This window comes from Rheinheimera lutimaris (genome assembly GCF_013283795.1).
In the GTDB taxonomy this organism is placed as follows: domain Bacteria; phylum Pseudomonadota; class Gammaproteobacteria; order Enterobacterales; family Alteromonadaceae; genus Alishewanella; species Alishewanella lutimaris.
Genome location: NZ_JABSOD010000025.1, coordinates 14,928 through 27,950 on the forward strand (window position 1 = coordinate 14,928; position 13,023 = coordinate 27,950).

The 13,023-nt window shown below is 50.0% G+C and carries 12 protein-coding genes, 7 tRNA genes and 1 pseudogene; 6 read left to right on the forward strand and 14 right to left on the reverse strand.

Features of this window, described 5'->3' with window-relative positions:
- Nucleotides 1–12 precede the first annotated feature (12 nt).
- Nucleotides 13–645: a peroxiredoxin-like family protein gene (locus HRH59_RS17080; RefSeq protein WP_173502491.1), complete on the reverse strand. Its 633-nt coding sequence runs from the start codon at nucleotides 643–645 to the stop codon at nucleotides 13–15.
- Between the two features lie 151 nt (nucleotides 646–796).
- Between HRH59_RS17080 and HRH59_RS17085 the strand changes: the two genes are divergently transcribed.
- Nucleotides 797–1,981, forward strand: coding sequence for an FAD-dependent oxidoreductase (locus tag HRH59_RS17085; RefSeq protein WP_173502492.1), 1,185 nt, complete (start codon nucleotides 797–799; stop codon nucleotides 1,979–1,981).
- 38 nt (nucleotides 1,982–2,019) lie between these two features.
- Here HRH59_RS17085 and HRH59_RS17090 read toward each other — a convergent pair.
- The 7 genes from HRH59_RS17090 to HRH59_RS17120 all read right to left on the reverse strand — a co-directional run bounded on the left by HRH59_RS17090 (nucleotide 2,020) and on the right by HRH59_RS17120 (nucleotide 2,958).
- Nucleotides 2,020–2,094 (reverse strand) — tRNA-Gln (locus tag HRH59_RS17090).
- A 63-nt stretch (nucleotides 2,095–2,157) separates the two neighbouring features.
- Nucleotides 2,158–2,232 (reverse strand) — tRNA-Gln (locus HRH59_RS17095).
- A 63-nt stretch (nucleotides 2,233–2,295) separates the two neighbouring features.
- Nucleotides 2,296–2,370 (reverse strand) — tRNA-Gln (locus HRH59_RS17100).
- Nucleotides 2,371–2,433: 63 nt separating this feature from the next.
- A tRNA-Gln gene (locus tag HRH59_RS17105) sits at nucleotides 2,434–2,508 on the reverse strand.
- A 63-nt stretch (nucleotides 2,509–2,571) separates the two neighbouring features.
- Nucleotides 2,572–2,646: transfer RNA gene (locus HRH59_RS17110), tRNA-Gln, on the reverse strand.
- 131 nt (nucleotides 2,647–2,777) lie between these two features.
- Nucleotides 2,778–2,862: transfer RNA gene (locus HRH59_RS17115), tRNA-Leu, on the reverse strand.
- 19 nt (nucleotides 2,863–2,881) lie between these two features.
- Nucleotides 2,882–2,958: transfer RNA gene (locus tag HRH59_RS17120), tRNA-Met, on the reverse strand.
- A gap of 405 nt (nucleotides 2,959–3,363) precedes the next feature.
- Here HRH59_RS17120 and HRH59_RS19600 point away from each other — a divergent pair.
- Together HRH59_RS19600 and HRH59_RS19605 are read left to right on the forward strand one after the other, a co-directional pair.
- Nucleotides 3,364–4,047 (forward strand): annotated as a pseudogene (locus HRH59_RS19600) (PAS domain-containing protein); the annotation flags it as partial.
- A 132-nt stretch (nucleotides 4,048–4,179) separates the two neighbouring features.
- Entirely contained in the window at nucleotides 4,180–4,587 is a 408-nt protein-coding gene (locus HRH59_RS19605) for a methyl-accepting chemotaxis protein (RefSeq protein ID WP_408015067.1), read from the forward strand.
- Between the two features lie 72 nt (nucleotides 4,588–4,659).
- Here the strand turns inward: HRH59_RS19605 and ychF are convergent, their stop codons facing one another.
- From ychF to lolB, 6 genes are all read right to left on the reverse strand, one after another.
- Nucleotides 4,660–5,751, reverse strand: a complete 1,092-nt coding sequence (ychF, locus tag HRH59_RS17130) for a redox-regulated ATPase YchF (RefSeq protein ID WP_173502494.1) — start codon at nucleotides 5,749–5,751, stop codon at nucleotides 4,660–4,662.
- Nucleotides 5,752–5,794: 43 nt separating this feature from the next.
- Nucleotides 5,795–6,397, reverse strand: coding sequence for an aminoacyl-tRNA hydrolase (pth, locus tag HRH59_RS17135; RefSeq protein WP_173502495.1), 603 nt, complete (start codon nucleotides 6,395–6,397; stop codon nucleotides 5,795–5,797).
- Nucleotides 6,397–7,005, reverse strand: coding sequence for a 50S ribosomal protein L25/general stress protein Ctc (locus tag HRH59_RS17140; protein ID WP_173502496.1), 609 nt, complete (start codon nucleotides 7,003–7,005; stop codon nucleotides 6,397–6,399). Before HRH59_RS17140 ends, pth begins: the two co-directional genes overlap by 1 nt.
- A 182-nt stretch (nucleotides 7,006–7,187) precedes the next feature.
- Nucleotides 7,188–8,123, reverse strand: a complete 936-nt coding sequence (locus HRH59_RS17145) for a ribose-phosphate pyrophosphokinase (RefSeq protein WP_178089609.1) — start codon at nucleotides 8,121–8,123, stop codon at nucleotides 7,188–7,190.
- Between the two features lie 79 nt (nucleotides 8,124–8,202).
- Complete coding sequence (gene ispE, locus HRH59_RS17150; protein WP_173502498.1) at nucleotides 8,203–9,048, reverse strand: 4-(cytidine 5'-diphospho)-2-C-methyl-D-erythritol kinase; 846 nt, start codon at nucleotides 9,046–9,048, stop codon at nucleotides 8,203–8,205.
- Nucleotides 9,045–9,653, reverse strand: a complete 609-nt coding sequence (gene lolB, locus HRH59_RS17155; RefSeq protein ID WP_331460204.1) for a lipoprotein insertase outer membrane protein LolB — start codon at nucleotides 9,651–9,653, stop codon at nucleotides 9,045–9,047. The genes ispE and lolB overlap by 4 nt, the downstream gene beginning before the upstream one ends.
- 77 nt (nucleotides 9,654–9,730) lie before the next feature.
- On the opposite strand from lolB, the gene hemA reads away from it, so the two are divergent.
- The 3 genes from hemA to prmC are packed head-to-tail and all read left to right on the forward strand — an operon-like array spanning nucleotide 9,731 to nucleotide 12,943.
- Nucleotides 9,731–10,990: a glutamyl-tRNA reductase gene (hemA, locus tag HRH59_RS17160; protein ID WP_173502499.1), complete on the forward strand. Its 1,260-nt coding sequence runs from the start codon at nucleotides 9,731–9,733 to the stop codon at nucleotides 10,988–10,990.
- Between the two features lie 18 nt (nucleotides 10,991–11,008).
- Nucleotides 11,009–12,100, forward strand: a complete 1,092-nt coding sequence (prfA, locus tag HRH59_RS17165; RefSeq protein WP_173502500.1) for a peptide chain release factor 1 — start codon at nucleotides 11,009–11,011, stop codon at nucleotides 12,098–12,100.
- Nucleotides 12,101–12,943 carry a peptide chain release factor N(5)-glutamine methyltransferase gene (gene prmC, locus HRH59_RS17170; RefSeq protein WP_173502501.1) on the forward strand — a complete coding sequence of 281 codons (843 nt, stop codon included), beginning with the start codon at nucleotides 12,101–12,103 and terminating at the stop codon, nucleotides 12,941–12,943. It abuts the gene before it with no gap.
- Nucleotides 12,944–13,023: the final 80 nt, after the last annotated feature.

Below are 13,023 nucleotides of genomic sequence, written 5' to 3' on the forward strand. Positions count from 1 at the left end.
AAATAGCGGGCTTTATTGCAGCGCTAATTCAGCTGCTTTTAGCAGCAATTCGCTTTCTAAGCGGGTTTTGTAGTTGATATGCACATGGTTAAACAGCGCTTCGCCCTTGGTATTAACGATATACACCGCCGGCACCGGTAACACCACTTTCTCTGTGCCGGCTTCGGTGGTAATTAAGCTGCCGAGTTTACCTTTGTAAGCCGCGGCAGTTTTGTTATCCAAATAATAAGCCAGACCAAAAGCACTGCTGGCGGCGAAGTTAGCATCAGACAGCAAGGTATAATTTAATTTTTGGCCGCCGGTGTCTTTCAAGCTTTTACTGATCGAGGCCACGCTATCCGGCGTTATGGCAATTAACTGGTAACCTAGTTTGCTTAGCTGAGGTTCAATGTCGCGCAGGGCCGCTAACTGGGCATTGCAGTACGGGCACCAGCCGCCGCGATAAAATACCAAGACGCTGGGTTTTTGCTGTACCAGCTGCTTAAGCTCGACGGTCTGGTTATCGGCAGTAGTTAAGCTAACTGCCGGAATGGTTAAGCCATTTAGCAGCGGGGTTACCTGCTCCGGGCTTGGTGCAATTACAGGTGCGGCAATAAGTTTGATGCTGAACAAAAAAACAGTCAGCGTAATAAGGTAAATTTTCATAGCGGTTCCTGGTTGGATATCTGCGTTATTGTCCGACCAACAAAGACAGACTTAAGCCGGTTTTACTTTCAGCCAACAGGAAAAAAGCCGGTTTTCGTTTTTTAAACACTCTGACGTACAATGCCGTTATTAGTTAAGAAGAAATACGCTTATGACCAGCAAAAATGCAGTACAACAATTTGATATCAGTATCGTCGGCGGCGGCATGGTGGGTGCCGCTATTGCACTGGCACTAAGCCAGGCCGGTTTGCAGGTGGCGTTAATAGAAAAACAGCCAGTGCAGGAATTTAATAGCCAAAGCCCGGCGGATTTACGCGTCTCGTCGATTAACCTTGCCAGCGAAGCCTGGTTAAGCCAACTGGGAGCCTGGCAGGCGCTTGAGCAGATGCGGCTCTGTCCGTATCAGCGCCTGCAGGCGTTTGAGCAGCCGCACAGTATAGTCACGTTTAATGCCGCTGATATTAAGCGCAACCATCTGGGCCATATTGTTGAGAACAACCTGCTGCAGCTGGCGCTGTGGCAGCAGTTCGGTGCTAATGTCAGGCTGTTTTGCCCATCGTCGGTAACGGCGTTACAGCAAAGCGCCGACAGCGCCACACTGACGCTGGATAGCGGCGAGCAGCTGAGTAGCAAGCTGGTAGTGGCAGCCGATGGTGGCAACTCGCAACTGCGGCAGTTAGCCGGTATTGGCACTAATGGCTGGCAGTACAACCAGGCGTGTTTAGTGGCGCTGATTAATACAGCTTACCCACAGCAGGATGTCACCTGGCAGCAATTTACGCCAACCGGGCCTAAAGCCTTTTTGCCGTTGTGCGGCCAGCAAGGCTCAGTGGTGTGGTATGAAGAAGCTGCCAGAGTAAAACAACTGGCGGCACTGACGCCGGCGCAATTAACGCAGCAGTTGCTTAACGCCTTTCCGGCGCAATTGGGTGAAGTCGAAGTAGTCGCCAGCTCCTGGTTTCCGCTGGCGCGGATGGATGCCAACCGTTATTACGCTGGTCGGGTGGTTTTGGCAGGCGATGCCGCTCATACCATTAACCCGTTGGCAGGGCAGGGCGTTAACCTCGGCTTTGCTGATGCCAAATTGCTGACAGAGCTGATTATCGATGCCAGACGGCATAACAGCGATATCGGCAGTGCGCCGCTGCTACAAAGCTATCAGCGCAAGCGTAAGCCAGCCAACTTATTGATGATGAGCGCGATGGATGGTTTTTATCAGGTATTTGGTAACGATATTACGCCGCTGCGTAAGCTACGTCAGTTGGCATTAAGTGTGGCGGCGCGCAGTACTATGCTAAAAACGCTGGTGGCGCGATATGCAGTTGGGATTGAGTAAAAGCAAAAACCCGGCATAAGCCGGGTTTTTCTGTTTAATGGCAGGGGCGGCTGGATTCGAACCAACGCATGGCGGGATCAAAGCCCGCTGCCTTACCGCTTGGCTACGCCCCTCCTGAAACTAGTGTGTGAGCGTCGTTTGGCAGGAGTTTACGAAAACTACGTTCTCTGAATTAATGGCAGGGGCGGCTGGATTCGAACCAACGCATGGCGGGATCAAAACCCGCTGCCTTACCGCTTGGCTACGCCCCTACTGAAACTAGTGTGTGATCGTCGTTTGGCAGGATTTTACGAAAACTACGTTCACTGAATTAATGGCAGGGGCGGCTGGATTCGAACCAACGCATGGCGGGATCAAAACCCGCTGCCTTACCGCTTGGCTACGCCCCTACTGAAACTAGTGTGTGATCGTCGTTTGGCAGGATTTTACGAAAACTACGTTCACTGAATTAATGGCAGGGGCGGCTGGATTCGAACCAACGCATGGCGGGATCAAAACCCGCTGCCTTACCGCTTGGCTACGCCCCTACTGAAACTAGTGTGTGATCGTCGTTTGGCAGGATTTTACGAAAACTACGTTCACTGAATTAATGGCAGGGGCGGCTGGATTCGAACCAACGCATGGCGGGATCAAAACCCGCTGCCTTACCGCTTGGCTACGCCCCTGCAAAAACTTGTGTGCAACCACTTAAAAAGTGGTGCGGAGAGAGAGACTCGAACTCTCACACCTCGCGGCGCTGGAACCTAAATCCAGTGCGTCTACCAANGCAAAAACTTGTGTGCAACCACTTAAAAAGTGGTGCGGAGAGAGAGACTCGAACTCTCACACCTCGCGGCGCTGGAACCTAAATCCAGTGCGTCTACCAATTCCGCCATCCCCGCATGCACAGGTAAGTAAAAGTGGTGGCTACAGCGGGAATCGAACCTGCGACCCCAGCATTATGAGTGCTGTGCTCTAACCAGCTGAGCTATGTAGCCACTATTTACTTGACCTAAGCAAGTGGCGCGTATTATCCAGAACTGCCCCTATAGCGTCAACCGTTTTTTACCAGCTTAATCATAACTTGCGTTTGTTTGCTGTTTTTTTATGCATGCTGCTATGGTTTTAAGCAAATTATGTTGTTTGTTCACGTAGTTGCGAGTTTCTGCATTTAAAACTATTGTCTGTTTAGGAAAAGTAAAACAGGCAGCGATGATCTGCGTCTCACCTTATTCTGTTTAACAGTAACGCGCTGGAAGACTATTTTCAGGTAGTGACAGCAAATTTAACAGGAGAACCCTATGTTTGGCTGGTTTAGAAATAATCTAAAGGCAGAGAATGCCCGTCTTAAAGACGAGGTGACTCTGCTTGAGCAGGCTAATGAACGCTTTAGCAGTCAAATGATGTATCTGGTTCTGGATACGAAGGGTAATATAAAAACGTCCAATAGCAACTTTAGTCAGGAAACCCAGTTGGAATTAAATCAGCTGTCCGGGCGCAGTATTGCTGATCTGGTGCCTACAGGGCTTCGACATACAGAGCATTACAAAAAAATGTGTAGTGCTTTGAGCAGCAATAAGTTTTGGGTCGGCGCCTGGCAGATAGAAAATCATAAAGGCCAGCAGTTTTGGTTAAGGGCTGTTGTGTCACCGGTGCTGGATCAACACAACAAAATGGACCATTTTGAAGTGTTTGCCAATAACCTGACCAGAACCATCGATGCATCACGGCAATACGAAAGTATGATCAAAGCCATTCAACGCTCTACTGCCATGATTGAGTTTGACATAGAAGGACATGTACTTTTTGCTAATGATTTATTTTTGGGGGCCATGGGCTATCGCTTAGAAGATATAAAAGGCAAGCATCACCGGATGTTCTGCCCTCCTGAGATTGCTGGCAGTAAAGAATACCAACAGTTCTGGCAAAAACTCGGCCAGGGCCAGTTTATTGCGCAGCGTTTTAACAGGCTCGACCGGGCAGGCAGAGATGTGTGGCTGGAGGCATCTTACAATCCAATTGCAGACTCTACAGGCAAGTTTTACAAAGTGGTGAAGTTCGCCACTGTGATAACTGAGCAGGTAGAACAGGAGCAGGAGGTCTCTGCTGCGGCTCAGGTAGCTTTCGATACGTCAAAAGCCACAGATAGTAGTGCCCGACGTGGTATTGGCGTAATGAACGATATGACGGCAAGGATGGGGCAGCTTGAACAGCAAATGATGACAGCAGTAGAGAACATTAATGATCTGGCTAAACAATCGCAGGTTATCGGTAACATAGTGCAAAGCATCAGCAGCATTGCCGATCAAACCAACTTATTGGCATTAAATGCAGCGATAGAAGCAGCTCGTGCCGGTGAGCAGGGTAGAGGCTTTGCCGTGGTAGCAGATGAAGTCCGGCAGCTGGCATCACGCACCAGTGCTGCCACAGTAGAAATTGTTGAGGTGGTTAGCCGTAACCAGCAGCTTTCAGGCAGCGCTGTAGATATTATTGAATCAAGTCAAACGCGGGCGAAAGATGTCACTGAGTTGGTTAACCAGGCCAGATTAACAATTAATGATATTCAGGAAGCGGCACAAAAAGTGGTTGCTGCAGTTTCACAGTTTGCTAATCAGATTTCGAAGTAAGGCTATCGTAACAACAAGTGAAGTAACAATGGGCGGGGAGACCTCTCTGCGCTAAGCAGAGAGGTAACAACTTTATACGTTAAAGCGGAAATGCATTACATCGCCATCTTTTACGATGTAATCTTTACCTTCCAGGCGCCACTTACCGGCTTCTTTGGCACCGGCTTCGCCGTTGTACTGCACAAAGTCGTCATAGCCAACTACTTCAGCGCGGATAAAACCTTTTTCAAAGTCGGTGTGAATAACGCCGGCTGCTTGTGGTGCGGTGGCGCCCACAGCTACGGTCCAGGCACGTACTTCTTTTACGCCTGCGGTAAAGTAGGTGTGCAGGTTCAGCAGTGAGTAACCGCCACGGATGACCCGGTTTAAGCCCGGCTCTTCTAAGCCCATATCTGCCATAAACTCGGCTTTCTCATCGTCGTCCAGCTCTGCAATTTCAGATTCAATTGCTGCGCATACCGGTACTACTATGGCGCCTTCTTTGTCGGCAATGGCCTGTACTATGTCTAAGTAAGGGTTATTCTCAAAGCCGTCGTCCATTACGTTGGCGATATACATCGTTGGTTTAATGGTTAAGAAGTTCATATAGGCAATCAACGCCTTTTCTTCTTTATCCAGCTCAAGCTGGCGCAGGGTATGGCCTTGCTCTAAATGTGCTTTAACTTTTTCCAGTACCGCCATTTCAGCTTTAGCGTCTTTATCGCCGCCTTTCGCTTTTTTGCTAACGCGGAAAATAGCACGCTCTGCACTGTCCATATCAGACAATACTAATTCCATATTAATGGTGTCGATATCGTCAGCCGGGTCTATTTTGCCGGCAACGTGAATAATGTTTTCATCGTCAAAACAGCGCACTACGTGGCCGATAGCGTCAGTTTCGCGGATGTTCGCTAAAAACTTATTGCCCAGGCCTTCACCGCGCGATGCACCTTTTACCAAACCGGCGATATCAACAAACTCCATGGTGGTAGGCAATACGCGCTGTGGGTTAACAATTTTTGCCAGTTTATCCAGCCTTAAATCCGGTACCGGTACTACGCCGGTATTCGGTTCAATAGTACAGAACGGAAAGTTAGCCGCTTCAATGCCTGCCTTGGTTAACGCGTTAAACAGGGTGGATTTGCCTACGTTAGGTAAGCCAACGATGCCACATTTGAAACCCATAATAGTATCCTTTACGTGCTGTAATATAGTTGTACCGGCTGTATCAGCTGGCTTTAAAACTGTGTAAGCGATGCTGCGCTTTGATCAGGCCATCACGGGCCAGAATATCGAAGCAACGCGCCGCTTCATCAATACTTTGTTCAATCAGGTTTTGTTCACTGGCCGGCGCTTTGCCTAATACATAACCGGTTACCTGATCTTTGTGCCCCGGGTGGCCAATACCTAAGCGCAGGCGATAAAACCCCTGGTTATTACCAAAGCGGGAAATAATGTCGCGCAGGCCGTTGTGGCCGGCGTGGCCGCCACCCAGTTTAAATTTTGCCACACCCGGTTCCAGCGCCATTTCGTCATGCGCCACCAGAATTTGTTCGGGGGCCAGCTTGTAAAACTGTGCCATAGCCAGCACGGCTTTACCGCTTAAATTCATAAAGGTAGAGGGAATAAGTAACTTGAATTCTTGCCCGGCGCAGATAAATTTGCCGGTATAACCGAAAAACTTCGGCTCGTTTTTTAAGCTGACATTAAAGGCGTGGGCCAGCTGTTGAACAAACCAGACGCCGGCGTTGTGCCGTGTCTGGCTGTATTCCGGGCCCGGATTCCCCAGGCCCACAATCAACTGAATGGCTGATTGAGTAGTGTCAGACATTACTCAGCAGTTTCAGTTTCTTCTGCATCAGCTGCTTTACCAGCTGGTTTGTTAACAGATACAACAGCTAAGTCGTGACCTTTAGCTAACTGAACGAAAGTTACACCTTTTGGCGCTTTCAGATCAGATAAGTGCAGGTGAGCACCAACTTCAACGTCGCTCATGTTAACTTCGATAAACTCTGGTAAGTCTTTTGGCAGACAAGAGATTTCGATTTCGTTAGCAGCATGAACTACTACGCCGCCTTTTTTAACTGCAGCTTCTTCGTTAACGAAGTGAACAGGAACAACAGTGTTCAGCTCGTGGCCAGCTTCAACGCGTTGGAAGTCAACGTGCATGATTTTTGGCTTGTACGGGTGACGTTGCATAGCTTTAACGATAGCTTTTACGTCTTCTTTACCGACTTTGATAGTCAGGATGTGAGAGTAAAACGCTTCGAAGCTTTGAGCTTTTAACAGTTTAGAATGCTCTAAAGTGATAGAAACCGGGGCTTTGCTACCACCGTAAATGATAGCTGGTACTTTGTCTTCGTGACGCAGGCGGCGGCTCGCACCTTTCCCCGCGTCAGTACGGACTTCTGCACTTAATGTAAAAATTGCATCAGACATGATGTACTCCAAAAATTAAGGTTTCCCAAGACTCGCGACCAGTCTCAGGCTGGATGCCCTTTTCAGGGGCGCGACATATTACCACCGGGCAGCATAAGCTGCAAACGAAAACAACAGCAGAATTGGGGCTCATGGCAAACAATAAAGGCGCCAACCGGCGCCTTTTGCAGAGCAGCTTTGGCTTAATCGAACATAGAAGAGATAGATTCTTCGTTGCTGATACGGCGGATACACTCTGCCAGCATTTCGCTTAAAGTTAATTGGCGTACTTTAGCGACTGCTTTCATTTCAGCACTCAGCGGAATGGTATCGGTGATAATCAGCTCATCAATTACCGAGTTAGCGATATTTTCAGCTGCACCGCCGGAGAATACCGGGTGGGTAGCGTAAGCAAACACACGCTTGGCACCTTGCTCTTTTAACGCTTCTGCGGCTTTACACAAAGTGCCGCCGGTGTCGATCATGTCATCAACAATAATACAGTCACGGTCTTTCACGTCACCGATAATATGCATTACCTGGGCAACGTTAGCTTTTGGCCGGCGTTTGTCGATAATGGCTAAGTCGGCGTCGTTCAGCAATTTGGCAATAGCACGGGCACGTACCACACCACCGATATCCGGTGATACCACTACCGGCGAGGTGAAGGCTTTTTTGCGCATATCGTCCAGCAATACCGGGCTTGCGAACACGTTATCTACCGGAACGTCGAAGAAACCCTGAATTTGCTCGGCGTGCAAATCTACCGTTAATACGCGGTCTACCCCAACGCTGGATAAAAAGTCGGCAACGACTTTAGCTGTAATGGGTACCCGTGCAGAGCGCACCCGACGGTCCTGACGGGCGTAACCGAAGTACGGCATAACGGCAGTAATACGGCCGGCAGAGGCGCGACGCAGCGCATCAACCATAACGATTAATTCCATCAGGTTATCGTTAGTTGGCGCGCAAGTAGACTGGATAATGAATACATCAGAACCACGCACGTTTTCATTGATTTGGACACTAACTTCCCCATCACTGAAACGGCCGACTTCGGCATCTCCAAGTTTAATATACAGACGGCTGGCGATTTTACTTGCGAGTTCTGGTATGGCGTTACCAGCGAAAACCTTCATGTCAGGCACGGTAGGATCCTCAGGGCGGTGGTGAGTCCGGTTTATCAATTAACAGCGGCAACAACACCGCTGCGGTTACTTATTCGGTATCTGCCAACGCAGCCCACACAGGCGACTGGTTGACCCCTTTGGCAATAAAACCACGCCAGGACGGCGGTAATTGCGCAAGAGCATGCTGAGCACTGGTCTGGTCCGGGAATGCGGCGAACACACTGGCGCCAGTACCCGTCATTTGACACGGCGCGTATTCTACCAACCACTGTAAGGTTATTGCAACAATAGGGTAGAGTCGTTCAACCAGTGGCTGGCAGTCGTTATGCCATGCTGCTGTTAACACCTGGCTAGACGCTATTGGTGGGGTATTGCGTATTAAATCAGGGTGTTGGAATATTTCTGCCGTACTGATATGACAATCTGGTGTAACCACCAGGTAAACTTTCTCCGGCATTGGCAGCGGTAATAATTTTTCCCCGACGCCTTCGGCAAAAGCAGTGAAACCGCGGACAAACAGTGGTACATCTGCGCCCAATTTCAGCCCCAGCTCTGCCAGGGTGTCAAGCGATAAGCCTAACTGCCATAGCTTATTTAACCCCAGCAAGGTAGTGGCGGCATCGGAAGAGCCGCCGCCCAAACCGCCGCCCATCGGCAAGCGTTTTTGCAGATAAATATCGCAGCCCTGCACACATTTACTGTATTGCTGCAGCAAACGGGCAGCGCGCAGTACCAGGTTTTGCTCGTTTATCAGTTCGCTGTTATTGCAATCAAGCGTGATGTCGCTGTCATCACGCAGGCTAAAGGTCAGCTCATCGCCCACATCCAGCAGCTGAAACAGCGTTTGCAGGTTATGGTAGCCATCCGGGCGGCGCCCGGTGATATGTAAAAATAAATTCAGTTTTGCCACTGCCGGCAAGGTAAGTTGTGTCATTGCCAGCTCCGGATCACAATTTTAATTTGGCTGTCATTGCTTTGCAGCAGCAGCCGTTTGGGCAGTGCCAGGCTGTCGGGGAAAAAGCTCTGATACTGCAATTGCCACACTATGCCGGTGCTGTCGGTTAAATTAAACGCCGTTACCCGGCCAAATTCGTCGCGCACTATGTCGCGGCCTTTACTGCCGGGTAAGCCGCGCAGCCACAGCGGCATGTCGTGCAAAGGCATTGACCAGCCGGATAATTGCAGCAATAAGGTACTGGTATCTACGGCGCGGTAGGTTTCGCCTTTAATGGTAATAGCACTGCCTTGCGCTGTTTCGCTCAGCTCAAACAGGCTGATGCCAAGAAAATTACTTAAACGGGCGTTATAGGTGGCGCTGTTCTGCTGTTGCCAGAGCAAGTTACCGCTTAGCGACTCTTGCGGCGTTTTAATACCGACACTGGCTTGTAGCGAAAATTGCTGCAGCATAAGTATTTGCTGTTCGCGCTCGTTGGTGCTTAGCGGCGTTTCAGCCGGCACAGGGCGCTGAAATACAGTACAAGCACTGAGTAGTAAAATAATAACACTGATAAAAAACGGACGAATAAACCGATATCCCACACTAAAGTCCTTTACTGAGCTTTCTTCGCTTTTATTAAGTTGGGGCTTTTTGTACAATTCGCCCCCTGAGAATTCTGATGATACAGGTGACAGCCATTTTCGCACTCGGCATTAATCATAAAACGGCACCGGTTGCCTTGCGCGAGCAAGTTGCTTTTGCGCCGGAACAGTTGCCTGAAGCCTTGCGTGAGCTGACTACCTTAACCAGTATTTCAGATGCAGTCATCTTATCTACCTGCAACCGCACTGAGCTGTATTTTAACGGCAGCGCCAGCCAAGCGGAACAGGTAATTGCCTGGTTAGCGCAATTTCATGCGCTGGATGGCCATGAGTTACAGCCGCATTTGTATTTACACCAGGATACTGCTGCGACAGAGCACCTGATGCAAGTTGCTGCGGGGCTGGATTCTCTGGTGCTGGGCGAGCCGCAAATCTTCGGCCAGGTAAAGCAAGCTTATAACCAGGCGCGCAGTGCCGGCACCGTTAACCCGCAGTTTGAGCGCTTGTTTCAAAAAACCTTTGCCGTGGCCAAGCAGGTGCGCACAGAAACCGATATTGGCGCTAACGCGGTATCAGTAGCCTTTGCTGCAGTGAGCCTGGCAAAACAGATTTTCGGTAACCTGGCCAAAGTGCGGGTATTGCTGATTGGCGCCGGTGAAACGATTGAACTGGTGGCAAAACATCTGCAGGAGCAGGGCGCGGTGCAGCTCACTGTGGCTAACCGTACTTATGAACGTGCTGTGCATTTAGCGCAACAATTCAGTGCGTCGGCTATTACCCTGGCCCAGGTGCCGGTAAAGTTGGCTGATGCTGATATCGTTATCAGCTCTACCGCCAGCACTTTGCCTATTGTCGGCAAAGGTATGGTAGAACAGGCGCTGAAACAACGTAAGCATAAGCCGATGTTTCTGGTCGATTTAGCCGTGCCGCGTGATATTGAGCAGCAAGTGGCAGAGCTGGAGGATGCTTATCTGTATACGGTAGACGACTTACAGTCGATAGTGGCGCAAAACCTGAGTAACCGTCAGCAAGCTGCTGAACAGGCAAAACAGATGATAGCAGTAGGCGCCGCAGAGTTTGCTCAGTGGTTAACGCTGCAGGGCAGTGTCGACTGGCTGCGCGATTATCGCCAACGTTGTGAAGATGTTCGCAGTGAATTATTAGCCAAAGCGGTCAATCAGTTAGCTGCCGGACAGGATGCAGAAAAAGTGTTGGCAGAATTTTCCACTAAACTGAGTAACCGGCTGATGCACAGCCCAACCAAAGCCATTCGCCAGTTAGTGCAAGATGACGAACTGAATAAACAAACCTTGATCAACACCTTGTTAGATCTGTAATCAGGCAAATAAAACACCATGAAAGAATCGGTATACCGCAAGCTGGAAGGCTTGGCTGAGCGCTACGAAGAAGTGCAGGCGCTGTTAAGCGATGCCTCTGTGATAAGCGATCAAAGTAAATTCCGTGAGCTGTCAAAAGAATACAGTCAACTGGAAGGTATCAGCAAAGCCTTTGCTGACTATCAGCAGGCGCAGCAGGATTTAGCCTCGGCTGAAGAGATGCAAAAAGACAGTGACCCTGAGATGCGCGAAATGGCGCAGGAAGAGTATAAAGCTGCCAGAGAGCGCATTGAACAGCTGGATCAGCAGCTGCAAATTTTATTGCTGCCCAAAGATCCGAACGACAATAACAGCTGCTTTATTGAAATTCGGGCCGGCGCCGGTGGTGACGAAGCGGCTATTTTTGCCGGCGACGTGTTTCGCATGTACAGCCGTTTTGCCGAAAAACGCCGCTGGAAACTTGAAGTCATCAGCGCCAGTGACGGCGAGCATGGCGGTTATAAAGAAATTATCGTCGGGGTGCAAGGCGAGGGCGCCTACGGTACGCTGAAATTTGAATCCGGCGGCCACCGCGTGCAGCGGGTACCGGCGACCGAATCACAGGGCAGGGTGCATACTTCGGCCTGTACAGTGGCCATTATGCCGGAAGTGCCGGAAAGCGAAGCAATAGAAATTAACCCGGCCGATTTAAAAGTGGACACGTTTCGTGCCTCCGGTGCCGGTGGTCAGCACGTTAACCGTACTGACTCGGCCATTCGTATTACCCACTTACCTACCGGTATAGTGGTGGAATGTCAGGATGAGCGTTCGCAACATAAAAACCGCGCCCGCGCCATGAGCGTGCTGCAATCGCGTATTCAGGCCGCAGAAGATGAAAAACGCCGTTTGGTGGAAGAGTCTACCCGACGCTCATTAGTGGGCAGTGGCGATCGTTCCGAGCGTATTCGCACCTATAACTTTCCTCAGGGCCGTTTAACCGATCACCGCATTAACCTCACCATCTACCGCCTAAACGAGGTAATGGAGGGCGATTTAGATCAGGTACTCGAACCGTTAAAGCATGAACATCAGGCCGATTTGTTAGCCGCGCTGGCCGACGAGAACCGCTAAGTGTCAGCAGCACTGACACTGGCGCAGTGGCAAAAACAAGCACAGTTGCAGCTGGCGGCGGTTAGTCAAACCGCAGATATTGAAGCCAGGTTGTGCTTGTGTCATGTGCTTAACGTTAGCATCAGCTATCTGTACAGTTATCCGGAGCGGCTGCTTAGCGCAGCAGAACTGGCTGCGCTTACTGCACTGCTGACACAGCGTTTACAAGGCCGGCCGCTGGCGTATTTATTTGGCTACTGGCACTTTTTCGATTTACAGCTGGAAGTGGCTCCCAGCACCTTGATCCCAAGGCCTGATACTGAGCTGTTGGTAGAGCAGGCACTGGCGTTGCCGCTGCCTCAGCAAGCTAAAGTGTTGGATTTAGGTACCGGTACCGGCGCCATAGCTTTAGCCCTGGCGCATAATAAGCCGCAGTGGCAGCTTACCGCGCTGGATTATATTGCTGACGCGGTGCAACTGGCAGAGCGCAACCGGCAACGGCTGAATATCAGCAATTGCAATGTATTGCAGAGTAACTGGTTCAGTGCACTGGGCACACAGCGCTTTGATTTAATTGTCAGCAACCCGCCTTATATCGACCCTGACGATACACACTTAACCAGCTTACGCTATGAACCCATTACCGCGCTGACCGCTGCACAACAGGGCCTGGCTGATATCGCGCATATAGTGCAACAGGCACCTCAGTATTTGCACAGCAAGGGTTGGCTATATCTGGAGCATGGCTACAACCAGGCCGATGCGGTGCGGCAATTGCTGCAACAGGCTGGTTTTACTCAGATTGAGTCAAAACGCGACTATGGTAATAACTGGCGCATCAGCGGTGGTTGTATCGGTAGCTGATTTTCGTTTTTAACCGCTTTTCCTTTGACCGCGTTAGCGATACAGCATATAACTTATTGATACTTTTTTAACCAAAATCA

Bases quoted from the DNA above. Each gene is read 5' to 3' on its own strand.
- HRH59_RS17080 (WP_173502491.1), bottom strand. From the start codon at position 645: ATGAAAATTTACCTTATTACGCTGACTGTTTTTTTGTTCAGCATCAAA.
- HRH59_RS17085 (WP_173502492.1), top strand. From the start codon at position 797: ATGACCAGCAAAAATGCAGTACAACAATTTGATATCAGTATCGTCGGC.
- HRH59_RS19605 (WP_408015067.1), top strand. From the start codon at position 4,180: ATGACAGCAGTAGAGAACATTAATGATCTGGCTAAACAATCGCAGGTT.
- ychF (WP_173502494.1), bottom strand. From the start codon at position 5,751: ATGGGTTTCAAATGTGGCATCGTTGGCTTACCTAACGTAGGCAAATCC.
- pth (WP_173502495.1), bottom strand. From the start codon at position 6,397: ATGTCTGACACTACTCAATCAGCCATTCAGTTGATTGTGGGCCTGGGG.
- HRH59_RS17140 (WP_173502496.1), bottom strand. From the start codon at position 7,005: ATGTCTGATGCAATTTTTACATTAAGTGCAGAAGTCCGTACTGACGCG.
- HRH59_RS17145 (WP_178089609.1), bottom strand. From the start codon at position 8,123: ATGAAGGTTTTCGCTGGTAACGCCATACCAGAACTCGCAAGTAAAATC.
- ispE (WP_173502498.1), bottom strand. From the start codon at position 9,048: ATGACACAACTTACCTTGCCGGCAGTGGCAAAACTGAATTTATTTTTA.
- hemA (WP_173502499.1), top strand. From the start codon at position 9,731: ATGATACAGGTGACAGCCATTTTCGCACTCGGCATTAATCATAAAACG.
- prfA (WP_173502500.1), top strand. From the start codon at position 11,009: ATGAAAGAATCGGTATACCGCAAGCTGGAAGGCTTGGCTGAGCGCTAC.